The following is a 21,164-nucleotide window of genomic DNA, read 5'->3' as shown; positions in this document are numbered from 1 at the left end:
TTTCCCAGCAGCTGCGCAGCGACGCGCACCACCTCGCCACCGTCCCGCCGCCACCCGGCAGAGCGGAGCGGCGGTCTGGCCGAGCCGTTTGTGCCGAGGTGGCCACGGGTACCTCGAGCCATGGCTACCACGTCGAAGCTCCAGTACACCGTCCCCGGGATGAGCGCCAAGGATGCCAAGCGCACGGTCGCTCTCCTCCAGGATCGTCTCCACGCCTGCAACGACCTGCACCTGACGCTGAAGCACGTGCACTGGAACGTCGTGGGCCCGCACTTCATCGCGGTGCACGAGATGATCGACCCGCAGGTCGAGGCCGTCCGCGGCTTCGCCGACGACCTCGCCGAGCGCATCGCCACCCTCGGCGGCTCGCCGATCGGCACGCCGGGCGCGATCGTCAAGGAGCGCTCGTGGGACGAGTACTCGATCGGGCGGGCCACGACCCAGGAGCACCTCGGCGCCCTCGACCTCGTCTACCAGGGCGTGATCAAGAGCTACCGCGAGGGCATCGGCGAGCTGGGCGAGCTCGACCCGGTCACCGAGGACATGTTCATCGGCCAGACCGAGCAGCTCGAGCTGTTCCACTGGTTCATCCGCGCGCACCTCGAGGACAAGGGCGGCAACCTGTCCACCGCCGGCGCCGAGACCGAGGTCGACGCGGCGAAGGCGGCCTCCGGCTCCTGACCCTCGCCCACCAGCTCCGTACGACGCGGCCGCGCACCACCTCCACGGGTGCGCGGCCGCGTCGCGTCCGGATCAGACGGCGGGCAGGGGGTGCCGGCGGGCGCCCACGACGTACAGCACCAGCCCGACGACCACCCAGGTGACGAGGGTCAGGAGCGGGACCAGGGCGCCCGCGCCGTCGAAGTACGCCGCGGACCGCACCAGCGCGCCGGCCGCGCCCGGCGGCAGCAGCTGACCCACGGTGCCGAGCCCGGCGGGCAGCCATGCCCCGGTGGTCGCCATGCCGGCGAGCGGGTTGCCCAGGAACATCATCGTCATCGCGCCGACCGTGAACCCCTTGGCACCGACGAGCTGCTTGAGCCCGGCCAGCGGAACGGCGAGGGCCGCGATCCCGAGCGCCATGGCGCCGGCGACCGGCCAGAAGGCCGTCTCGATGCTGCCGAACCAGAAGCGCAGGACCCCGGCCACGAGGAGCCCGCCGACGCCGGCGAACACGGCGAGGCCGGCCAGCCGCCAGCGGAGGCTGTGCGGGAAGAGGCTGCCGAACGCGACCACCGGGACGATGCCGCCGAAGACGAGGGGGAAGGCGAGCCCGCCGATCCCGAGGCCGCTCGAGTCCTCCTCCGGCAGCGGCACCAGGTCGGTGACCCGCACCTCGGCACCGTCCGCCGCGCCCACGGCCTCGGCACTCGCGCTCAGGGCGCCGGCGATCGCGGGGGACCCGGCGCTGGCCACCACGACCTCCAGGTCGCCGGTGCCGACCACCAGGCCTCCGACGACGTCGCGGTCCCGCACCGCCCGGGCGAGGTCGTCCGCGGTGTCGAACCGCTCCACGTCGTACGCACCCGGCGCGGCCGTCTCCAGGGCCGCCACGACCTTGGAGGTCGAGGCGCTGTCCCCGACCAGGCCGACCGGCAGGTCGTGCGGGCCGCTCTTGAGCGAGGGCAGGATGAACAGCGCCAGCAGCACGACCAGGATCGCGCCGAGGCCGGCACACATGCCGACGAGGCGGATCAGCGGGGGTGGCGTCGGCCGGCCGGGCAGGGTGGTGTCGGTGCTGCGCGCCGCGGTCTGAGTCATCGGGCTCCTCGTCCGTCGAAGCGGAGGAACATCCTCCGATTATCTGGAGAACTTTCCTCCGCTACGATGCGGGAGTCAACTCGGCGCTCCCGCGCCACGACGAGGCCAGCGACGAGACAGCGATGAGGAGGTCCCCGTGCGAGCCGATGCAGCCAGACGGCGTACGGCGATCGTGCACGCCGGGCGCACGCTGTTCGCCGAGCGGGGCAGCGACGTGGCCCTCGATGCCGTGGCCGAGGCGGCCGGGGTCGGGATCGCGACGCTCTACCGCAACTTCGACTCCCGGGCGGCGCTGCTCGACGAGGTCGCCTTGGCGATCCTCGCCGACGTCGCCGCCGTCGTGGACGAGGCGCTGGCCGGCCTCGACGACGGCGACATCTCCGCCTGGGAGGGCTGCCTGCGCCGCCTCGTCGACCTCGACCTCGGCGCGCTGACGACGGCGCTCGCCGACCACGCCGCCGGCGCGCTGTCGGCCCCGGTCCGTCAGGCGCAGCACCGCACGCTCGCGCGGGTCGACGCCCTGCTGGGCGCCGCCCGCACGAGGGGGCTGGTGCGGGCGGACCTGAGTGCGCTCGAGCTCGTGGTCGCGATCGGCATGGTCACCCGGCCCCAGCCCGAGGCGGTGCTGCGGTCGGCGCCCGACCTCCGCGAGCGCCTCGTGTCCATCCTGCTGGCCGGGCTGCGCCCCGGGGGCTGATCGTGCGGTTCAGCGGCGACGCCGCCGGCCGAAGACCCACAGCCGCATCGCGACGAACCGCAGCACCGTCACCACCAGGTTGGCCAGGGTCAGCACGATCACCTCGAGGCGCCGGTCGTCGACACCGGCGAGCTGGAGCAGCCACAGCGAGCCGCTGGTGACCGTCAGCCCCACGCCGAAGACCACGAGCCCGCGCAGCTGGTGGCGCACCGCGTCGTTGCGCCCCCGCACCCCGAAGGTGAGCCGGCGGTTGGCCGCGGTGTTCGCGACCGCGGTGAGCAGCAGGGCCAGCAGGTTGGCCAGGAACGGCGAGACGGCGCCGCGCAGCGCCAGGAACAGCACGGCGTACGCGACGGTCGAGGCGACCCCGACCAGCGCGAACATCACCAGCTGCGGGCCGAGTCGCCCGCCGCCGGCGTCGGTGGAGGCCCGGCCCAGCCGGGCGGCGACGTCGGCGACCGGCACTTGGCCGGTGAGCAGGCCGCGACCGAGCCGGACGATGCCCCGGATGTCGTCGAGCGCGGTGCGCACGATGTCGACGCGGCTGTCCGGGTCGTCGACCCAGTCGACCGGCACCTCGTGGATACGCAGGTTGGCCCGCTCGGCGAGCACCAGCAGCTCGGTGTCGAAGAACCACGCGTCGTCGCGCACCAGCGGCAGCAGCTCACGGGCGACGTCGGCGCGGATCGCCTTGAAGCCGCACTGGGCGTCGGAGAACCGCGCCCGCAGCGTGCCGCGCAGCAGCACGTTGTAGCAGCGCGAGATCAGCTCCCGCTTGGGCCCGCGCACCACCCGGGAGGCGCGGCTCAGGCGCGTGCCGATCGCCAGGTCGGAGTGCCCGCTGATCAGCGGTGCCACCAGCGGGAGCAGCGCGTTGAGGTCGGTGGAGAGGTCGACGTCCATGTAGACCAGCACCGCGGCCTCGGAGGAGGACCAGACCTTCTTCAGCGCCCGCCCGCGGCCCTTCTCGGGCAGGTGCACGACCCGGACGTCGTCGTGGGCACGCGCCAGTCGGTGCGCCACCACGGCGGTGCCGTCGGTGCTGGCGTTGTCGGCGATGGTCACCCGGCTCGGCCACGGGAAGGTCTGCAGGTGGACACGCACCCGCTCCACGGACCGGGCCAGGTCGCGCTCCTCGTTGTGGACCGGGATCACCACGTCGAGGGTCGCGGCGGCCGCGGTCGGCCCGAGGGCCGGGACGGTCGAGGACAGGGCGCTCATGCGGCACCCCCGAGGTCGCTGTGATCGCTGACCGGGCTGGTGAGGTCGTACACCGTGACCCCGTCGACGGTGGTCGCGGTGAAGCTCTCCTCCACCCAGTCGGCGATCTCGCTGCTGGCCCGGCTGCCGCCCATCGAGGGGCCGAAGCCGTCCCCGCCGATGAAGTAGTGGATCTCGCCGTCCGCGACGTGCTGCTGGAACTGCGCGAGCGTCGGGCTCGGGTCCGAGCCGTTGAACCCGCCGATCGCCATGACCGGCTCCTCGGTCGCCAGCTGGTAGCCGGCGGCGCTGTTGGAGCCGACGGCGGCGGCGACCCAGGTGTAGTCCTCGGCGTCCTGCTCGAGCATCGCGGTCAGCTCCTCGCCCGGCTCGCTGCCGTGCAGCAGGCCGCCGGGACCGCCGCCCTGTCCGGGCGCCTGCCCCTGCCCGGGCGGCTGGCCCTGCGTCGGCGGTTGGCCCGGGAGCTGGCCCTGGCCGGGCGGGGTGCCGAACCCGCCGTCGGGCGCCCCACCGGGCGCCCCACCGGGCGCACCGCCCGGCGCACCACCCGGCGCGCCTCCGGGGGCGCCGCCCGGTCCGCCGCCCGGGCCCCCGGTCGTCATCGGGCCGGCGGTGGGCATCGAGCCGGTGTGCGGGGTGCTCGCGGTCTGCACGGCGTACGCCGTCGGGCCGGCCAGGCAGGCGACCAGCGCGACCGCCACGGTGGCGAGGACCGCGCGACGCGGCAGCCAGGCGAGCGCCGCCAGGGCCACGGCGACCAGCAGGCCGAGGACCAGGACCACCCAGCGCAGCCATGGCAGGAAGTCGGGGCTGCGGCCGAGCAGGACGAAGGCGGTCACCGCGGTCGCCGCGACGCTGATGGCGGCGACGCCGCCCGCGGCGGCGGTGTGGCGGTGCTGCCAGACGAGCGCGGCGCCGATGCCGACGAGCGCGGCGACCGCCGGCGCGAGCGCGACGGTGTAGTAGGCGTGGAAGATGCCCGCCATCAGGCTGAAGGTGAGCCCGGTGACCAGCAGCCAGCCGCCCCACAGCACCAGTGCGGCGCGGGTCAGGTCGGAGCGCCCGCGACCGCGGGTGAACCAGAACCCGGCCACAGCCAGGATCAGGGCCGCCGGCAGCAGCCAGGCGATCTGGCCACCGATCTCGCCCGAGAACATCCGGTCCAGGCCGGTCTCGCCCCACATCCCGCCGCCGGGGCCGCCCCCGCCGGGACCGCCGCCGCCCACCGCGCCGGTCTCGTTGCCGTTGAGTCGGCCGAGGCCGTTGTAGCCCAGGGTCAGCTCGATGATCGAGTTGTGCTGGGAGCCGCCGATGTAGGGACGGCTGGCGGCCGGCCACAGCTCCACGATCGCGACCCACCAGCCGCCGGCGAGGAGCATGGACCCGCACGCGACCAGCAGGTGGCCGAGCCGCTTGAGCACGGTCGTCCGCCCGGCGATCAGGTACACCAGCGCGAACGCCGGCAGGACCAGGAAGGCCTGGAGCATCTTGGTGAGGAACGCCAGCCCGACCAGCGCACCGGCCAGCGCCAGCCAGCGGACCGGGTGCCGCACGGTCTGGTCGGCGCCGGGCTCGACCGCGCGCAGCACGGCGTACGCCGCGGCGATGAGCAGCAGCACCAGCAGGGCGTCGGGGTTGTTGAAGCGGAACATCAGCGCCGCCACCGGGGTCAGCGCGAGCGTGGCGCCGGCGAGCAGCGCGGCGCCGGGGGAGCCGGTGGCGCGGCGGACGGTCGCGGTGAGCAGCCACACCGACAGCACCCCGGCGATGGCCTGCGGCACCAGGATCGACCAGGAGGACAGCCCGAAGACCCGCACCGCCAGGGCCATCGGCCACAGCGAGAGCGGGGTCTTGTCGACGGTGATGCTGTTCGCGGCGTCGGAGGAGCCGAAGAAGAACGCGGTCCAGGACTCCGAGCCGGCCTGCGCAGCCGCGGAGTAGAAACTGTTGGCCCACCCGGAGGCGGACAGCCCCCACAGGTAGAGCACGGCGGTGCCGGCCAGCAGGACGGCCAGGCCCAGGCGGTAGCTGCGAGCGGACCAGCGCGTCGGAGGCGACGCGGTGTCCGACCGGCTGGTCTCGGGGAGCACGGTCGTGGCGGTCATGGCACCACCGTCCGGTGGGCCGTTGGGCCTGGTCCGTGTGCCGGCTATGGGTTTGCTGTGAGGTGCGGTGCAGTGTGCGGGGCGGTGCGGCTGGGCACTGGCGCGGGTGCCCGTCGTCCCGACCGTCTCGAGGTTCCCATGCACCTGCTCCGACCCGGCGAGGAGCTGGGCGACCTGCTCGCGCCGTACGCCGAGGTGGACCGGCGCCGCCCGGACCGGGCCTGGGTGATGGCCAACATGGTCGGCACCCTGAGCGGGTCGGCGTCCGTCGGCGGCAAGGTCGGGGTGCTGTCGGAGGGTCCGGACGCCCGGCTCTTCGTGGACATGCGCTCGTTGGCCGACGTGGTCCTCGTCGGCGCGGAGACGGTACGCCGTGAGGGCTACGGTCCGGTGCGGCTGCGCGAGGAGCTGGTCGAGGCCCGCCGGGCGCAGGGGCGCCCCGACGCCCCCGGGGTCGCCGTGGTCAGCCGCTCGCTCGAGCTCGACTGGGACCGCCCGGTCTTCGCCGGCGCCCCCGAGGACCGGCGCACGATCGTGCTCACCTGCGAGAGCGCCGACCCGGCTCGCCTCGCCCGCGCCCGCGAGGTCGCCGACGTGGTGGTGGCGGGGGAGCAGTCCGTGGACCCGGCCCTGGCCGTCGCCGCCCTGACCGAGCGCGGCCACCGCGTGGTGCTCTGCGAGGGCGGGCCGCGCTGGCTCGGCGAGCTGGTCGCGCACGACTGCCTCGACGAGCTCTGCCTCACCCTCGCGCCAGTCCTCGGCGGCGACCTGCTGCCGGTGTCGATCGCCCCGCCGGACAGCCCGCTGCGCCGCTTCGCGCTGCGGCACGCGATCGCCGCCGACGACACCCTCTTCCTGCGCTACGAGAGGCCGACCGATGCCTGAGAAGGACCCGTTCTCGACGATCATGTCCTCGATCGACACCCCGCTGATCGTGGTGACCACCGGCCACGAGACCGACGGCGTGCGCGAGTGGGGTGGCTGCCTGGTCGGCTTCCACGCGCAGTCCAGCATCGACCCCGAGCGCTACTGCGTGTGGCTGTCCAAGGCCAACCACACCGCACGGGTCGCCCAGCGCTCCACCCACCTGGCGCTGCACTTCCTGAGCGCCGACGACGTCGAGCTCGCCGAGCGGTTCGGCACCCTGACCGGCGACCACGACGACAAGTTCGCCGGGCTGCGCACCGAGCCCGGCCCCGGTGGGGTGCCCGTGCTCGTGGACCACCCGCACCGCCTCGTCGTACGCCGCACCAGCCTGCTCGACGAGGGCGGCGACCACCTCTGCCTGGCCACGGAGCCGATCTCCGCGGTCTCCGGCGGCCCGTTCACGCCGCTGCGGCTCTCGGATGCCGCGCACCTGACCCCCGGCCACGAGGCCGAGGAGCGGCACACCCCGCCCACCGAGCGCGCCGCCGGCTGACCCCGGTCAACCCAGGTCAGCGCCGCAGGGTCAGCACCACGCGGCGGTTGCGCTGGCGGTTCGCGTCGCTGTCGTTGGGGTACGCCGGGCGCCGCTCGCCCCATCCGCGGGTGCGCACCCGCTGCTCGTCGAACCCGGCCGAGACCAGCCAGTCGGCGACCGCCCGGGCCCGGCGCTCGGAGAGCCGTTGGCCGTACGCCGCGTCGCCGCGGTCGTCGGTGTGCCCCTCCACCAGCAGGGTCCGGGCCCCGCGCTCGGCGCGCACCTGGCCCAGGATGGTGCGCAGCGCCGCCACCGCCTCGGGTCGCAGCGTGGCCTCGTCGGTGTCGAACAGGACCGCGGCCGGGGCCACCCACGAGGTGGTGCCCGCGCCGTCCATCCGGCCCACGCCGTCCTCGATCTCGGTGCGCTCGAGGCGCTCGGGGTCCACGTCGACGTCCGGCAGTCGTACCGGGGCGATCCGCACGGTGGGCACCAGGTCGTCACCCGGCCGGGCCGCGCCGTCGCGGGAGAAGCCCTCCCGGACCACCCCGGCCCGCGACGCGGCCAGCACGTCGCCGTCGCGCCGCACCCGGCACACCTGCTCGGCGCGCGCCCCGGGACGGCTGGCGCCCGGCACGGTCACGGCGTCGTAGGTCCGCTCGCCGGCGCGGGTCTCGGGGATGGTGACCGGCGGGATCGTCGCGGCCGTGATCTCGACGGCGCCCAGGCACCCGCCCGGCGCGTCGTGGCGGATCACGCAGCCGGCGTCCACGACCTGGGCCGGCACCTCGGTCGCCGGCGCGAGCTGCTCGCCGGTGGCGGGATCCACCACGGCGGGCACCGCGACGGCCGCCACGAGCACGTCGGGCAGCTCCTCGACCTCGCGCCCGGGCCCCGGCTCGCACCGGGGATCGGTCTGCGGTGCGGCGGACGTGGTCGGGGTCGGGGGCGACGCCGAGGTCTCCGGGGCGGCCTGGGGCGGGGCCGCCTGGTCCTCGGCGCCCGAGCAGGACGCCGTGGCGCCCAGCACCACCAGCACGACGAGTGCCGCCCACGTCCTCATCAGGCCTCCGCCCCGTCGTACCCCGGTGCGCCAGTGTGGACCGGGACGCCGCTCACGTCGAGGGGCGAGCACCCGCTCAGCCGGCCCGCCCCAGCGCGCGGTAGGTCCAGTCGGCGCCCTCCCACTCGGCGCGGACCAGGGCGTGCCGCCCGTCGACGATCGCGCAGGCGGCCACCACCTCGCCCAGCCGCCGGGGGTCCAGCGAGCGGAACTGCTCCCACTCGGTCAGCAGCACGACGACCTGCGCGCCGGCCGCCGCGTCGAAGACGCTCTCGGCGTAGTGCAGGCCCGGCTGCACCCGGCGGGCGTTGTCCATCGCCTCGGGGTCGTAGACCGACACGATCGCGCCCTCCTCCTGCAGCATCCGGGCCACGTCGAGCGCGGGGGCGTCACGGACGTCGTCGGAGTTGGGCTTGAAGGCGGCGCCCAGGCAGCACACGCGGACACCTTCCAACGATCCGCCGGCCTGCTCACGCACCAGGTCCACGGTGCGGGCCCGACGACGCTGGTTGATGGCGTCCACCTGACGCAGGAACGCCACCGACTTGCCTACCCCGACCTCCTCGGCGCGGTGGACGAAGGCGCGGATGTCCTTGGGCAGGCAGCCGCCGCCGAAGCCGAGACCGGGGTGCAGGAACCGGCCCCCGATCCGGCTGTCGTAGGAGAGCGCGGTGGCGAGGTCCTGGACGTCGCCGCCGGTCGCCTCACAGACCTCGGCCATGGCGTTGATGTAGGAGATCTTGGTGGCCAGGAAGGAGTTCGCGGCCACCTTGACCAGCTCCGCGGTCGGGAGGTCGGTGGTGACCACCGGGACCCCGGCGTCGATGAGCGGGGCGAAGGTGGTGCGCAGGGTCTGCTCGGCCCAGGGGGAGGCGACGCCGAAGACCAGCCGGTCCGGGTGCAGCGTGTCCTCGATGGCGTACCCCTCGCGCAGGAACTCGGGGTTCCAGGCCAGCTCGACCTCGACGCCGGCCGGCGCGTTGTCCTGCACGATCCGGGTGAGTCGCTCGGCGGTGCCGACGGGGACGGTGGACTTGCCGACCACGAGGCACCGGCGGCGCAGGTACGGCGCGAGGTCGCGCGTCACCCCCTCGACGTAGCGCAGGTCGGCGGCGTGCGAGTCGGCCTGCTGCGGGGTGCCCACGCAGATGAAGTGGACGTCGCCGAAGTCGCCCGCCGCCGAGAGGTCGGTGGTGAAGGACAGCCGGCCGGAGTCCAGCGCCTTGCGGAGCAGCTCGGGCAGGCCGGGCTCGAAGAACGGGACGCGGCCCTCGTTGAGGGCGGCGACCTTGGCCCGGTCGGTGTCGACCCCGAGCACGTCGTACCCGAGCACGGCCATGCAGATGGCGTGCGTCGCGCCGAGGTAGCCGGTGCCGAGGACGGTGAGGCGGGGAGTGGCGGGGGTGGACATGGTGGGGTTCCTCTGGTCGGTGGTCATGAGCAGGAGATGTTGCTGAGGCCCTCGTCGGCGGCGACGAAGGTGTTGTCGCAGCGCACGACGTTGGAGCCGGGCGGCCAGGACGAGATCGCGGCACCCGGGCCCCTGACCTCGGCGTGGTTCGCGGCGAAGACGTTGAAGTCGCCCCAGCCGTCGAGGATCTGGTGGGTCTGGTAGCCGTCCTCGGGGGCGCTGGTGCCGGTGTTGCCCCGGACGAGGTAGTTGTTGCCCTTCACGTCGACCCAGGAGTCGGCGCCCGTGACGGCCGAGCCGTCGAAGGTGTTGTCGAGGATGGCGCCGCCGGTGGTGCCCTCCTTGACGTCGATCGCCTCGGCGGTGACGTCGGTGAACGTGTTCGCGATGACCACGTTGCGGTCGCTGCGGTCGGCCTCGCAGCCGGTGTAGGTGCACCAGTTGCTGACCGCGGACCCGACGTAGACGCCCTCGCCGTACTTGTCGCGGCGCAGGCCGGTGTCGCTGATGGTGGAGCCGCGCACGACGTTGTCGGTGCTGTGGGTGCGCAGGTGGATCGCCTCGTCGCCGGTGCCGGAGACCGTGAGGCCCTGGAACACCGACCACTCGGTCCCGTCGGCCACGATGCCCTTCTGGCCTCCGGAGACCGTGAAGCCGACCAGCCGCCAGTGCCGGGCGCCGTCGAGGTGGAGCGCGTAGTCGCCCTCGATGTCACCGCCGTCGATCACCGCCGCAGAGGTGCCGCACAGGAAGATCGGTGCGTCCTCGGTGCCCGAGACGGTGGTCGTGAAGTTCCCCGCGAAGGTCCCGTCGGCCAGCTCGATGCTGTCGCCCGGGGCCGCCGAGGCGAGAGCCTGCTCGAGCTGTGCGGCCGAGGCGACGGTGGTCGTCGGGGCCGGGCAGCGGACCGGCGCGGTCTCCGGCAGCGGGCCCTCGCCTGCCGGGGCCGCGTCGGGCAGGAGCGGCGCGGAGTCGGGCTGCTCGCCCTCCTCGTCACCGTCGTCGCCCTCGTCGGAGCCGGTCTCCTCGGGAGTCGGCAGCGGTGAGCCCGGGTCCGGCACGACCGTGGACTCCGGGAGCTCCTGGATGCTCGGCGGCGGCGGGACCGGCGGGGTGATCACCGCGTCCCGCGCCCGCGGCGGCTCGTTGCCGCTCGGCCAGACCGCGACCACGGTGAGCGCGAGCAGGATGCCCACGACGACCCCGCCGGCGCCGGCGAGCAGCAGCCGCGAGCGCGGCGACTCGGGCAGCCTCATGACGGTCCTTCCCCGCGCGCCCCGCCCACCTGCACCGGGGCCGGGTCCCAGGCCGGTGCCTTGTCCAGGTAGGGGTGCCGGCGGGCCCGGTGGCTGCGCGCGCCGCGCACCGCGGTGAAGAGCAGCAGCGCGCCGAGCAGGCTCCAGAGCACCGTCAGTGGCTGGGCGAACCGCTTGAGCGTCACCAGGAACGGCGTGGTGTCGTCCCAGCCGTCCTGGTCGTTGACCCAGCCGCCGGTGTCCAGCCCGTCCGCACGTCCGACCTCGATCGCGCTGGGACCGCGGCCACTGATCTTGTTCTGCCGCAGCGAGGAGCTGCCGACCTCGCCCACGAAGCTCACCGCGTGCGTGGTCGCGTCCTCCAGGGTGTTCTGGTCGATCTCCGCGCTGGAGTCGCGGACGTAGACGCTCGTCTCGCCGCCGCTGACCACGTTGCCGGTGACGACCGCGCCGTCCACGCCGTCGCGCAGTGCGATCCCCTGGTCGTGGGAGCTGCTGACCTGGTTGCCGACGACGCTGACCTCGGTCGCGGCGTCGCGGACGACCACGCCGACGGCGTTGGCGGCGATGTCGTTGGCGAGCACGTCCACGTTCTGCCCGCCGATCACCTCCACGCCGTACCGGCCGTTGCGCCGCACCTGGCTGTTGGCGATCGAGTTGTTGCCGTAGCTGCCGACGCTGGTGCCGGTCGCGGACGGTCCGGTGGCCAGCGGCAGGCCCGAGATGGTGACGCCGTTGCGGTCGTTCTCGTTGGCGACGACCTCGGAGAGCACGATGCCGGTCGTCGCCCGGGCCAGCTGCAGCCCGTCCAGTCCGTTGCCGGACGCGCTGGTCGTCTCCACCACGGCGTTCATCACGTAGCGGTGCAGCACCAGCCCCGAGACGATGTTGTCGTCGAAGACGCTGTCGCGGATGTCGAGGCCGTTGGCGCCGGAGACGAAGAGGCCGAACGCGCTGTCGGTCACCGTCGTGTCGGCCACGGCGGCCGACACGTAGCTGTAGCGGGGGTCGTCCATGTCGACGGTCGGCACGGGCAGGTCGCCCGTAGGCAGCACGTCGCCGAGCGCGGAGTTCTTGTTGCCGTCGATGTCGGGCCCCTGGTCGGCGACCGGGCCGACCTTCAAGGAGTCCGCCAGGTCGTGCAGCGACCCGGCGTCGGGACGGTCGGTGCCGGTGAGCGAGAGCCCGCCGGTGCGCCCGCTCCAGAAACCCAGCCCCTCGAGACGGACGTGCGAGAGCGAGACCTGGCCACCGATGGCGCGCAGGTAGGCACGCCCGTCGTCGGTGAGCGCGTCGAGGCGCTCGGTGTCGCGGTCGAAGCTGGAGATGGCCGCGGGCACCCCGTCCGCGCCGGCGATGTTGAGCCGGCCGCCGTAGTTCACGATCGAGACGAACCCGTCGGAGTCGCTGGCCAGGTGCAGCCGCAGCCCGCCGGGGTTGGCGAGGTTCAGGGTCGCCCCGGACTCCACCACCAGGTGCTCGCTGAGCAGGTAGGAGCCGTCGGGGCGGCGTACGAACGTCTGCGGGGCGAGCAGCAGCAGGTCCGCCACCGTGTAGGGCTGCGAGCGTGCGGTGAGGACCAAGGTGTAGGCCGAGCCGGTCGCGAGTCGGTAGGGGCTCTTCGTCGGGCTCGCGGTCCAGCTGGCCAGCGAGCTCACCGTCCGCACCTCGGTCAACCGGTCGTCCTCGCCGGCCACGAGCGCAGCCTCCGACTCGGGGTCGCCGGGATAGGGGAACGCCGCGCTCGCCGCATCGGTGCCGGGCTCGATCTCGGGGTCGGCGGCAGCGATCGGGGCGGTGGCCCCCACCAGCACGGCGGCGAGGGCGGTGCCGAGCAGCGCCCGGTGCAACCGGCGCGTCACTGGGGGGCTCCGGTCGTGGTGAGGGACGGCTCGCCGGCGGGCGTCGTACGCCGGGCGTGGTGGCGCGGCGCCAGCGAGGCCTGGTCCTGGCCCTCGCCGCCGACGGTCGTCTCCGAGCGGGTCAGCCAGCCCTGCTTGTTCATGGTGAAGAACGCGTAGAGCTTGATCGGGAGCGCCACCAAGATGACCACCAGCGTCATCAGGGGGAGCAGCAGGATGTCGACCGGGTGCCGGCGCAGGTGGGAGAAGCCGCGGATCCCGCGTCCGGCGAGCAGCCAGGCCGCGGCCAGCAGGGCGCCGGGGACGGTGAGCTCGAGGCGGCTGAAGAGGAGGTAGCCGATGGTGACGCCCATGGTGACCGGCGTCAGCAGGATCTGCAGGACGGTCACCTTGGTGACGAACGGGGTGCGCCACAGCCAGCCCTTGTAGGCGGCGGTGAGGTAGCAGCGGTAGGAGTTGCGGCTCCAGCGCACCCGCTGCTTGACGAAGGCGCGGAAGGAGGCGGGGAACATCGAGAGGGCCCGGGCCGAGGACTGGTGCACGGTCTTGAACCCCGAGGCCAGGACCAGCCAGGTCAGTCGGCCGTCGTCACCGGCGATGCAGCGCCGGCCGAGGAAGAACTCGTTCTCGAGGTTCTCCAGCACCGGCAGCACCGCGGAGCGGCGGTACGCGGCCGTCCGGCCGGAGACGCAGGCGACCGCGCCGGCTCGGCCCATCGCCGGCACGTAGTTGTAGTAGCGCAGGTTGACCATCCAGTCAGCGATCCGGCGCCACACGTTGCCGCGGGCCTCGTAGACGTTCTGCTGCGTGCTCACCCCGCCGACCTCCGGGTCGAGGAACGGGCGCTGCACGGCGAGCAGGAGACCGGGTTCCCACTGGGTGTCGGAGTCCACCAGCACCAGGACCTCGGAGGTGGCCATCCGGATGCCGACGCCGAGTGCCGAGCGCTTGCCGGCGTGGCGGAAGAGCACCGGCCGCACGACCGGGTCGTCGAGGGCCTCGAGGCGGTGGAAGGCCACGGTGTCGGCGACGTCGAGGACGATGATGATCTCGGTGGGTTCCTGGGCGCGCCAGTTGGCCACGCACCGCATCAAGATGTCGGGGTCCTCGTGGAAGCTGGGGACCACCACCGAGGTGGTGGTCGTGAAGTCGTTCTCGACGGGGCGGGCGCGGGCGGACAGCACGCACCGGTAGATCCACAGGGACCACACGATGACGCCGGCCACGGCGAGCGGGAAGGCCGCCCGCCACGCAGCAGGGTCGAGGGTGGGCAGGGTGATGTCGGCGAGATCGGGCACGGTGACGGAGATCCTTGGTCTGGAGGGCTCCTCGGCGCGGAGCGCGCCGAGAGACACCCAGCGCCGGGGGGCTTGCACTGTCGTGTCGGCGAGAACGTAGGGGCGTAATCCGGCAGGCACGTTCACGACAGGAGCGCCTATCCCCAATAGTGTGTATCGGCAACTTAGGCGTGCCCTTTTCGAAAGAACTCGATCGGTGAGTCCCGGATCCCTTAACGTCGCGCCATGAGATTGGCGAGACGGGCGGCGATTGCCGTGATTCCCCTGTTGTTGAGCGGGTGTGGCGTCCTGGGGCCCGGAGACGCAGGCGAGTTCGGCGCGCCGGCAGGGGCGGGTGCGCCGCCTCGCGAAAATGCGCGGACGGCCGCGGAGTCGCCTATTGACCCTGCCGAAACAAACCAGTTCTCGGAAAAGGTGAAAGTGCCGGCGTTCGGAGAGTCATTCCGTTATGGGAGCGGGTTGAGGATGCAGGTGGACCCGCCTGAGCGGTTCACGCCTTCGCCCTGGATCGAGCAGCGCCCGGGCGTGCCGATGCGGCTGCGGGTGAGCGTGCGCAACGGCACCGAGGAGCAGTGGAACCCCAGCCAGCTGCACCTGCGGCTGGCCAGTGGCTTCGCGCCGACCGAGCAGATCTTCGACTACGAGCAGGATGTGATCGCGCGGCCGGAGGACCGGGTGCCCGCCGGTGCGAGCCTCAGCTTCTACGTGGGCTACTGGGTGCCCGACGCCGAGCGGCTCAGCCTGGAGGTCGACCCGGGACGCGGGTACCAGACGACCGTCGTCGCGACCGGTCGGCCCTGAAGGGCCGGGACGCTCAGTCGAAGACGCGCGGCAGCTCCTCGGCCCGACCGGTGAAGCGCGGGGCGCGCTTCTCCAGGAAGGCGGCCACGCCCTCCTTGCCGTCGCCGATCGAGGTCCAGAACATCGCCAGCGAGTCCGACAGGTGCGCCTCGAGCGGGTCGGCCGCGGCGCTGTTGCGGTAGAGCAGCTGCTTGGCCAGCCCGAGCGCGACGGGGGAGCGGTCGACCACGAACGACCGGGCCAGCTCCTGGGCGGCAGGCAGCAGGTCGTCGGGCTCATGGACCGAGCGGACCAGCCGCCCGGCGTACGCCGCCTCGGCGTCCAGGACCTCCGCGGAGTAGATCCACTCCAGGGCCTGCTGGATGCCGACGATGCGCGGCAGGAACCAGGTCGAGCAGGCCTCCGGCACGATGCCGAGCCGGCCGAAGACGAAGCCGATGCGGGCCCGGGTGGAGACCAGCCGCAGGTCCATCGCCAGCGTCATGGTCGCGCCGATGCCCACGGCGGCGCCGTTGATCGCGGCGATCACCGGCTTGGGCAGGGCATGGATGGCGAGCGTGACGCGGCCGCCGGTGTCGCGGACGCCGTCGTGGTACGGCGCCTCGGTGAGGTGGGCGCGCAGGTCCTCCGGCGTCGGCGCCAGCGACTCGTCGAGGCCGAACACGTTGCCCTCCGCGCCCAGGTCCATCCCGGCGCAGAACGCGCGGCCGGCGCCGGTGACGACCACGGCGCGGACCGCGTCGTCGTGGGCATCGTGGAGGAAGAACCGCTCCAGCTCCCGGGCCATCGTCAGGTCGAAGGCGTTGAGCGCCTCGGGACGGTGCAGCGTCAGGGTGGCGACGCCGTGCTCGTCGAGCTCGCAGCGCAGCGTCTCGTAGTCGGAGCCGCCGTCCGGGCTCATCCGGTGACCTGCTGGGGCAGGCCGGTGGGCGTGCACAGGTCCTTGCCGATGTCGTCGGTGCGGTCCTCGATGATCGCCTCGAACATCCGCTGGGAGCGCTCCTCGTCCCAGTTGACCGCGAGGTCGCGGATCGGGACGGTGCAGGTCATGCCGCCCGAGCCCTCGACCCGGGTCATCGCCAGCGCCCAGCGGGCGGCGTCGATCGGGCCGGTGCCGTCGCCGAAGACGAAGAAGCCGGGCACCGAGTTGGCCAGGCGCCAGTAGCGCACCGGGTTGAGGAAGGTCCACGGCGAGAGCACCTTGTCGCCCACCGCGGCGACGACCTCGCGCTGGTGGCGCACCCGGGTGATGTCGCCGTACTGCGGGTCGGTCTTGCGGGAGCGGGCGAAGCCCAGGGCGGTCTGCCCGTCGGCCTGCTGGCAGCCCTTGTCGATGTCGAGCTTGGCCTCGGGGTCCTTCATCGCGACCTCGGGGCAGATCTCGATGCCGCCGACCGCGTCGACCACGCCGGCGAGGCCGCCCATGCCGATCTCGACGTACTCGTCGATGCGGATGCCGGTGGCGTTCTCGATGGTGCGCACCAGGCCGGGGGCGCCGTCGTAGGCGTATGCCGCGTTGATCTTGGTGGTGCCGTGCCCGGGGACCTCCACGATGGAGTCGCGCGGGATCGACATCATCACGTTCGGGCCGTCGCCGGTGTGCAGCAGCATGATCGTGTCGGTGCGCTGCCCGACGGCGCCGCCGGTGCCGAGCCGGCGCCGCTCCTCCTCGGAGAGGTCGTCGCGGGAGTCGCTGCCGACCATGAGGTACGTCGTGCCCGGCTGCTGCGGGGGCCGCTCGCCGTCGGGCTCCCAGGGCACCGACTCCACCTCGGTCCAGGCATAGATCGGCACGGCCACGAGGTAGACGACCCAGGCCAGGATCAGCACGAGCAGGTAGCGCGGCCGGAAGCGCAGGCGTCGCCCGCGCGACCCCGAGCGCGACGGGGGCGCGGGAGCCGGAGCGGGGGCCGGTGCGGGAGCCGGGCGCTCGGCGGCACGGGTGCGCGAGCCACCCGCCTCGGGCCGGGGCTGCACCGGGAGGACACGGGTCTCGTCGGGACGGGGCTGGCGCGGGATGGCGCGGGTGGCGTCGGGGTCGCCCTCGCCGTTCGCGCCGTAGAGCCAGCCGTACTCCGGGGAGCCGTCCCCGGAGCCGTCGTACCGGGGACGGTCTGCCATGGCGCCGACGCTACCGTGCCCCTATGACCTCAGCCGCTGAGGACCGCACCCCGTCGTACGCCCGCGTGTCGCTCGCCATGATGACCTCCGGCCGCGAGGCCAACCTGCTCGGCAACGTGCACGGCGGAGAGATCGTCAAGCTCGCCGACTCCACCGCCGGCGCCGTCGCGCAGCGCCACAGCGGGGGACCGGCCGTGACCGCGGCCCTGGACTCGATGGCGTTCCTGCGCCCGGTGCACGTCGGGGACATCGTGCGCACCTTCGCCCAGGTCAACTGGGCCGGCCGGTCCTCGATGGAGATCGGCGTCCGGATCGAGACCCAGCCGTGGGACGACCCGTCGGTGGAGCCGCTGCACGTCGCCTCGGCGTACTTCGTCTTCGTGGCGATCGACGAGCACGGCCACGCCCGGGAGGTGCCGGGGCTGCGACCGGAGACCCCGGATGAGGTACGCCGCCACCGCGAGGCGCAGATCCGCCGCGCCTCACGCCTGGCCCGCAAGCGCGAGATCGACTCCGGGCGCGCGGGCGGGCCGCTCGCCCCGTGATCCTCGTCGCCCGCGAGCGGGGGTGGTCCATTCCCCGGCGCGTCGTGACCGGCCGTGACTCCTGTGACTGGTGATACTGGACGAACCTCTCCGCCCCGGCGCTGGGGCGCAGCACAGCTGATCCTTCCCCGTCAGTTCCCCGCACATGAAAGGCATCTCGATGCCGCCCGTCACTTCCCCCGGGTCGCACGACGCCGCAGACGCAGCCAGTCGTGCCAGCACGCAGGAGCGTGCCTCGCGCGTCCGCTTCCGGCGGGCCGTCGCGCTGATGGTCATGACCCTGCTCGTGCCGGGTTCCGCGCAGCTGCTGCACGGCAACCGCCGCGTCGGCCTGATCGCGATCCGGGTCTGGCTCGGCTCGCTGGTCGCCCTGGTGCTGGTGGCGCTCGCGTCCCTGGTGCGCCACCAGGTCGCCTTCTCGCTGGCCTCCGACGCCGACTTCCTGCTCCTGCTGCGCCTGTTCCTGATGGTCGGCGCGGTGGCCTGGGCAGCGCTGTTCATGGACGCCTGGCGGATCGGTCAGCCGCTCACCCTCGGGCTGGTGCAGCGTCGCGCGGCGATCGGGGTCAACGGCTTCCTCTCGCTCAGCGTCGCGGGTGTCCTGCTCTTCGGCTCCCACCTCGTCGGCGTCCAGCGCGACCTGATGGTGACGATGTTCAACGCCACCGAGGTCAAGGGCGCGCACGACGGGCGGTTCAACATCGCGCTGTTCGGCGGCGACGCCGGCGCCGGGCGCTGGGGACTGCGCCCGGACTCGATCAACGTGGCCTCGGTCGACGCCAGCACCGGTCGCACCGTGCTGATCAGCCTGCCGCGCAACCTCCAGGACTTCCCGTTCGCGCCGGGCTCGGTGATGGCCGAGCAGTTCCCCGAGGGCTTCGACTGCGACGGCTGCTACCTCAACGGCGTCAGCACCTGGGCCCAGGACAACGCCGAGCTCTTCGGCGACGCCGAGAACCCCGGCATCGAGGCCACCCTGTCGGCGGTCGAGGGGGTCACCGGCCTGGAGATGAACTACTGGGCGATGGTCAACCTCGACGGCTTCAAGGACATCGTCGACGCGGTCGGCGGGGTGACCCTCAACGTCCGCCAGCCGATCCCGGTCGGCGGCCTCGGCGACGACGTCACCGGCTACATCGAGCCCGGGGTGCGCAAGCTCAACGGCTTCGAGACGCTCTGGTACGCCCGGGCCCGGGAGGGCTCCGACGACTACTCGCGGATGGCGCGCCAGAAGTGCGTGCTCAACGCCATGCTCGGCCAGGTCAGCCCGCAGACGGCCGTCACCAACTTCGGATCGATCGCCGAGGCCTCCAACGAGATGGTCTCCACGAACCTGCCGGCCTCCCAGGTCGGGCGCTTCGTCGAGCTCGCGCTCAAGGCCCGGGGACAGAAGATGTCCACGGTCTCGCTGGTGCCGCCGCTGATCAACACCGCCGATCCCGACATCGCGCTGATGCACGCCGAGGTCGCCGAGGCGATCGCGAAGGCCGAGGGCACCTTCAAGGCCCCGGCCAAGGCCGCCGGCGGCTCCGCCGGGGGCTCCGCGAGCGGGTCTGCGGGCGGGTCCGCGGGCTCGGGTGCCGACGCCGGCACCACCGCGCCGGTCACCGGCGGCTCGCTCGGGTCGCTCTCGGACGGCTACCTGGCCAACCAGAGCGACGACCTGGGCAGCGCCTGCTGATCGGGCGCGCCTAGGGTGGGCGCCGTGATCGCGCCCGAGGACTCCAGCGCCCAGGCGCCGCCGCGGGTGGTCGCGGTGGTCGTCACCTACAACCGGCTGACGCTGCTCCAGCGGCTGCTCGAGCGGCTCGACACCGTCCCCGGCCTGGCCGAGGTGGTCGTGATCGACAACGCCTCCAGCGACGGCACGGGGGAGTGGCTGGCCGCGCTCGACGACCGCGAGGCACCCGACGAGCACCACACGGTCCCGGTCCTCGCGCGCACCCTGGACCGCAACCGCGGCGGCGCCGGCGGGTTCCACGTCGGCCTGCTCGAGGCGGTCGACCGCGGCGCCGACCTGGTCTGGCTGATGGACGACGACGGGATCCCCGAGCCCGGCTGCCTCGAGGCGCTGCTCGCGCACACCGGCGAGCTCGACTTCTGGGGCCCCGCGGTCCTGGCCGAGCAGGACCCCGACCGCCTCTGCTTCCCCATCCGGCTGCCCGGCGGCACCCGCGTCGTGCACGCGATGGCCGACGTCGAGGCCGCCGCCCGCGACGGGCTGATCCCCGACGTGGTGATCCCGTTCAACGGCGTGCTCGTCACCCGCGAGCTGGTCGAGCGGATCGGCTCGGTCCGCGAGGACTACTTCATCTGGGGCGACGACGTGGAGTACCTCTGGCGTGCCCGGGCCGCTGGCGCCCGGATCGCCACCGTGACCGCCGCGCGGTTCCTGCACCCCGCCACCGACGACCTCGGTACGCCGATGCTGGGCGGGCGCACGACGTACAACCACAGCGCGAGCGACCTCAAGCACTACTGCATGGCGCGCAACAACCTGCTCAACCTGCGCGAGTACCACGGCTGGCCGCACGCGCTGGCGTTCGTCGCCAAGACGCTGTGGTTCTACACCGTCACCCGGCCCCAACCGGCGCGGCTGGCGCTGAGCGTGCGCGCCTGGGTCGCGGGGCTGCGCGGCGACTTCACCGGCCACGAGCGGTTCCTGCGATGAGCGAGACCGTCGCGATCGTCGTCGTCACCTACAACCGCGCCGACCTGCTGGCCGGGATGCTGGCCGGGCTGGCCGCGCTCGAGCGCGCCCCCGACGCGGTGGTCGTGGTCGACAACGCCAGCACCGACCACACCGCGCAGGTGCTCGCCGAGGCCGACGTGCCCGGCCTGCAGGTCGTGCGCAGCGAGGACAACCTCGGCGGCGCGGGCGGCTTCCACCTCGGCGTGCGCACGGCGTACGAGCAGGGCTTCGACCGGGTCTGGTTGATGGACGACGACGTCGTCCCGGCCCCGGACTGCCTCACGGTGCTGATGGCGCTCGACGAGGACTGCCTGATGGCGGTGCGCGAGGACCGCCAGGGCCGGCTGTGCGAGAAGGCGGCAACCCGCTTCGACCTCACCAACCCGCTGGCGATCAAGCCGAAGACGTCCATGGTCGAGACCGACTTCGGCACCCGTGCGGCGATGCCGCCGCTGGTGGAGCTGGAGAACGTCGCCTTCGAGGGGTTCATGGCCCGGCGCCGGGTCATCGACGCGATCGGTCTGCCGGACCCGTCGTACTTCATCTTCTACGACGACGTCGACTACGCGGTGCGCGCACGCGCCGCCGGGTTCCGGATCTGGGCGGTGCGCGACGCGGTGCTCGTGCGCCAGCTCGACTTCGACCAGCAGCACGACCTGGCGGGGTGGAAGGGCTACTACATGTACCGCAACCTCTTCGTGGTCCACCTGCGCTACGGCACCAACCTCGCGGTGCGTCTCAAGCCGTGGCTGATCACCGCCGTCGTGGTGCTGCTCAGCCCGCTGCGGGGCGGTCGCGCGGAGGCCCGCAACGTGATTCGGGCCATGAGGGCGGCCCGGAGCATGCGTGCCCTCCCGACCCGCGAGCCGTCCGGTGGCTAGACTCACCCAGTTCGCCCGGCCCTGATCCTTCCCGTTCCAGGAGCAAGC

Annotated in this window: 19 protein-coding genes; 9 read left to right on the top strand and 10 right to left on the bottom strand. The window is 73.3% G+C overall.

The annotated features are described in order from the left end of the window. Positions 1-120: 120 nt before the first annotated feature. Positions 121-681, top strand: a complete 561-nt coding sequence (gene dps / locus HBO46_RS15520; RefSeq protein WP_166133297.1) for a DNA starvation/stationary phase protection protein Dps — start codon at positions 121-123, stop codon at positions 679-681. A gap of 72 nt (positions 682-753) precedes the next feature. Here the strand turns inward: dps and HBO46_RS15515 are convergent, their stop codons facing one another. After that, on the bottom strand, positions 754-1,761 hold the full coding sequence (locus HBO46_RS15515) for an ABC transporter permease (protein WP_166133295.1): 1,008 nt from the start codon (positions 1,759-1,761) through the stop codon (positions 754-756). 136 nt (positions 1,762-1,897) lie between these two features. On the opposite strand from HBO46_RS15515, the gene HBO46_RS15510 reads away from it, so the two are divergent. Next, on the top strand, positions 1,898-2,458 hold the full coding sequence (locus tag HBO46_RS15510; protein WP_166133293.1) for a TetR/AcrR family transcriptional regulator: 561 nt from the start codon (positions 1,898-1,900) through the stop codon (positions 2,456-2,458). A gap of 9 nt (positions 2,459-2,467) precedes the next feature. Here the strand turns inward: HBO46_RS15510 and HBO46_RS15505 are convergent, their stop codons facing one another. Continuing rightward, complete coding sequence (locus HBO46_RS15505) at positions 2,468-3,679, bottom strand: bifunctional glycosyltransferase family 2/GtrA family protein (RefSeq protein ID WP_166133291.1); 1,212 nt, start codon at positions 3,677-3,679, stop codon at positions 2,468-2,470. Next, complete coding sequence (locus tag HBO46_RS15500; protein WP_166133289.1) at positions 3,676-5,784, bottom strand: ArnT family glycosyltransferase; 2,109 nt, start codon at positions 5,782-5,784, stop codon at positions 3,676-3,678. The genes HBO46_RS15505 and HBO46_RS15500 overlap by 4 nt, the downstream gene beginning before the upstream one ends. 138 nt (positions 5,785-5,922) lie before the next feature. Between HBO46_RS15500 and HBO46_RS15495 the strand changes: the two genes are divergently transcribed. Together HBO46_RS15495 and HBO46_RS15490 are read left to right on the top strand one after the other, a co-directional pair. After that, on the top strand, positions 5,923-6,669 hold the full coding sequence (locus tag HBO46_RS15495) for a pyrimidine reductase family protein (RefSeq protein WP_166133287.1): 747 nt from the start codon (positions 5,923-5,925) through the stop codon (positions 6,667-6,669). Beyond that, on the top strand, positions 6,662-7,204 hold the full coding sequence (locus tag HBO46_RS15490; protein WP_166133285.1) for a flavin reductase family protein: 543 nt from the start codon (positions 6,662-6,664) through the stop codon (positions 7,202-7,204). The genes HBO46_RS15495 and HBO46_RS15490 overlap by 8 nt, the downstream gene beginning before the upstream one ends. Before the next feature lie 16 nt (positions 7,205-7,220). Here the strand turns inward: HBO46_RS15490 and HBO46_RS15485 are convergent, their stop codons facing one another. The 5 genes from HBO46_RS15485 to HBO46_RS15465 form a co-directional block, all read right to left on the bottom strand. Then, positions 7,221-8,249 carry an OmpA family protein gene (locus HBO46_RS15485; RefSeq protein WP_166133283.1) on the bottom strand — a complete coding sequence of 343 codons (1,029 nt, stop codon included), beginning with the start codon at positions 8,247-8,249 and terminating at the stop codon, positions 7,221-7,223. Between the two features lie 76 nt (positions 8,250-8,325). Then, positions 8,326-9,660 carry a UDP-glucose dehydrogenase family protein gene (locus HBO46_RS15480; RefSeq protein ID WP_166133281.1) on the bottom strand — a complete coding sequence of 445 codons (1,335 nt, stop codon included), beginning with the start codon at positions 9,658-9,660 and terminating at the stop codon, positions 8,326-8,328. 23 nt (positions 9,661-9,683) lie between these two features. Next, complete coding sequence (locus HBO46_RS15475; RefSeq protein ID WP_166133280.1) at positions 9,684-10,916, bottom strand: right-handed parallel beta-helix repeat-containing protein; 1,233 nt, start codon at positions 10,914-10,916, stop codon at positions 9,684-9,686. Next, the gene (locus tag HBO46_RS15470; RefSeq protein WP_166133278.1) at positions 10,913-12,778 is read right to left on the bottom strand and encodes a right-handed parallel beta-helix repeat-containing protein; all 1,866 of its coding nucleotides are present in this window, start codon (positions 12,776-12,778) and stop codon (positions 10,913-10,915) included. Before HBO46_RS15470 ends, HBO46_RS15475 begins: the two co-directional genes overlap by 4 nt. Further along, entirely contained in the window at positions 12,775-14,076 is a 1,302-nt protein-coding gene (locus tag HBO46_RS15465) for a glycosyltransferase (RefSeq protein ID WP_224769135.1), read from the bottom strand. Before HBO46_RS15465 ends, HBO46_RS15470 begins: the two co-directional genes overlap by 4 nt. 471 nt (positions 14,077-14,547) lie before the next feature. Here HBO46_RS15465 and HBO46_RS15460 point away from each other — a divergent pair, with 471 nt between their 5' ends. Further along, positions 14,548-14,877 (top strand): hypothetical protein, encoded by a 330-nt coding sequence (locus HBO46_RS15460; protein ID WP_166133276.1) that lies wholly within the window; start codon positions 14,548-14,550, stop codon positions 14,875-14,877. A 13-nt stretch (positions 14,878-14,890) separates the two neighbouring features. On the opposite strand, the gene HBO46_RS15455 is transcribed toward HBO46_RS15460, so the two are convergent. Together HBO46_RS15455 and HBO46_RS15450 are read right to left on the bottom strand one after the other, a co-directional pair. Beyond that, positions 14,891-15,778, bottom strand: a complete 888-nt coding sequence (locus HBO46_RS15455) for a crotonase/enoyl-CoA hydratase family protein (protein ID WP_166133274.1) — start codon at positions 15,776-15,778, stop codon at positions 14,891-14,893. Further along, a complete protein-coding gene (locus HBO46_RS15450) occupies positions 15,775-16,998 on the bottom strand; it encodes an LCP family protein (protein WP_166133272.1) in 1,224 nt (407 codons plus the stop codon). Before HBO46_RS15450 ends, HBO46_RS15455 begins: the two co-directional genes overlap by 4 nt. A gap of 23 nt (positions 16,999-17,021) precedes the next feature. Here HBO46_RS15450 and HBO46_RS15445 point away from each other — a divergent pair, with 23 nt between their 5' ends. From HBO46_RS15445 to HBO46_RS15430, 4 genes are all read left to right on the top strand, one after another. Next, the gene (locus tag HBO46_RS15445; RefSeq protein ID WP_166133270.1) at positions 17,022-17,543 is read left to right on the top strand and encodes an acyl-CoA thioesterase; all 522 of its coding nucleotides are present in this window, start codon (positions 17,022-17,024) and stop codon (positions 17,541-17,543) included. A 274-nt stretch (positions 17,544-17,817) separates the two neighbouring features. After that, a complete protein-coding gene (locus HBO46_RS15440) occupies positions 17,818-19,224 on the top strand; it encodes an LCP family protein (RefSeq protein WP_224769134.1) in 1,407 nt (468 codons plus the stop codon). A gap of 24 nt (positions 19,225-19,248) precedes the next feature. Then, entirely contained in the window at positions 19,249-20,214 is a 966-nt protein-coding gene (locus HBO46_RS15435; protein ID WP_224769133.1) for a glycosyltransferase, read from the top strand. Next, complete coding sequence (locus tag HBO46_RS15430) at positions 20,211-21,116, top strand: glycosyltransferase family 2 protein (RefSeq protein ID WP_166133266.1); 906 nt, start codon at positions 20,211-20,213, stop codon at positions 21,114-21,116. The genes HBO46_RS15435 and HBO46_RS15430 overlap by 4 nt, the downstream gene beginning before the upstream one ends. The last annotated feature ends 48 nt before the right edge of the window (positions 21,117-21,164 follow it).

This window comes from Nocardioides ochotonae (genome assembly GCF_011420305.2).
Lineage (GTDB): Bacteria > Actinomycetota > Actinomycetes > Propionibacteriales > Nocardioidaceae > Nocardioides > Nocardioides ochotonae.
The sequence above is the reverse complement of the archived record's forward strand: the minus strand, read 5'-3'. Positions and strand labels throughout refer to the sequence as shown.

What these genes read in the sequence shown, in the direction of transcription:
- dps (WP_166133297.1), top strand. Translation starts at nt 121, where the DNA reads ATGGCTACCACGTCGAAGCTCCAGTACACCGTCCCCGGGATGAGCGCC.
- HBO46_RS15515 (WP_166133295.1), bottom strand. Translation starts at nt 1,761, where the DNA reads ATGACTCAGACCGCGGCGCGCAGCACCGACACCACCCTGCCCGGCCGG.
- HBO46_RS15505 (WP_166133291.1), bottom strand. Translation starts at nt 3,679, where the DNA reads ATGAGCGCCCTGTCCTCGACCGTCCCGGCCCTCGGGCCGACCGCGGCC.
- HBO46_RS15500 (WP_166133289.1), bottom strand. Translation starts at nt 5,784, where the DNA reads ATGACCGCCACGACCGTGCTCCCCGAGACCAGCCGGTCGGACACCGCG.
- HBO46_RS15495 (WP_166133287.1), top strand. Translation starts at nt 5,923, where the DNA reads ATGCACCTGCTCCGACCCGGCGAGGAGCTGGGCGACCTGCTCGCGCCG.
- HBO46_RS15490 (WP_166133285.1), top strand. Translation starts at nt 6,662, where the DNA reads ATGCCTGAGAAGGACCCGTTCTCGACGATCATGTCCTCGATCGACACC.
- HBO46_RS15485 (WP_166133283.1), bottom strand. Translation starts at nt 8,249, where the DNA reads ATGAGGACGTGGGCGGCACTCGTCGTGCTGGTGGTGCTGGGCGCCACG.
- HBO46_RS15480 (WP_166133281.1), bottom strand. Translation starts at nt 9,660, where the DNA reads ATGTCCACCCCCGCCACTCCCCGCCTCACCGTCCTCGGCACCGGCTAC.
- HBO46_RS15475 (WP_166133280.1), bottom strand. Translation starts at nt 10,916, where the DNA reads ATGAGGCTGCCCGAGTCGCCGCGCTCGCGGCTGCTGCTCGCCGGCGCC.
- HBO46_RS15455 (WP_166133274.1), bottom strand. Translation starts at nt 15,778, where the DNA reads ATGAGCCCGGACGGCGGCTCCGACTACGAGACGCTGCGCTGCGAGCTC.
- HBO46_RS15450 (WP_166133272.1), bottom strand. Translation starts at nt 16,998, where the DNA reads ATGGCAGACCGTCCCCGGTACGACGGCTCCGGGGACGGCTCCCCGGAG.
- HBO46_RS15445 (WP_166133270.1), top strand. Translation starts at nt 17,022, where the DNA reads ATGACCTCAGCCGCTGAGGACCGCACCCCGTCGTACGCCCGCGTGTCG.
- HBO46_RS15440 (WP_224769134.1), top strand. Translation starts at nt 17,818, where the DNA reads ATGACCCTGCTCGTGCCGGGTTCCGCGCAGCTGCTGCACGGCAACCGC.
- HBO46_RS15430 (WP_166133266.1), top strand. Translation starts at nt 20,211, where the DNA reads ATGAGCGAGACCGTCGCGATCGTCGTCGTCACCTACAACCGCGCCGAC.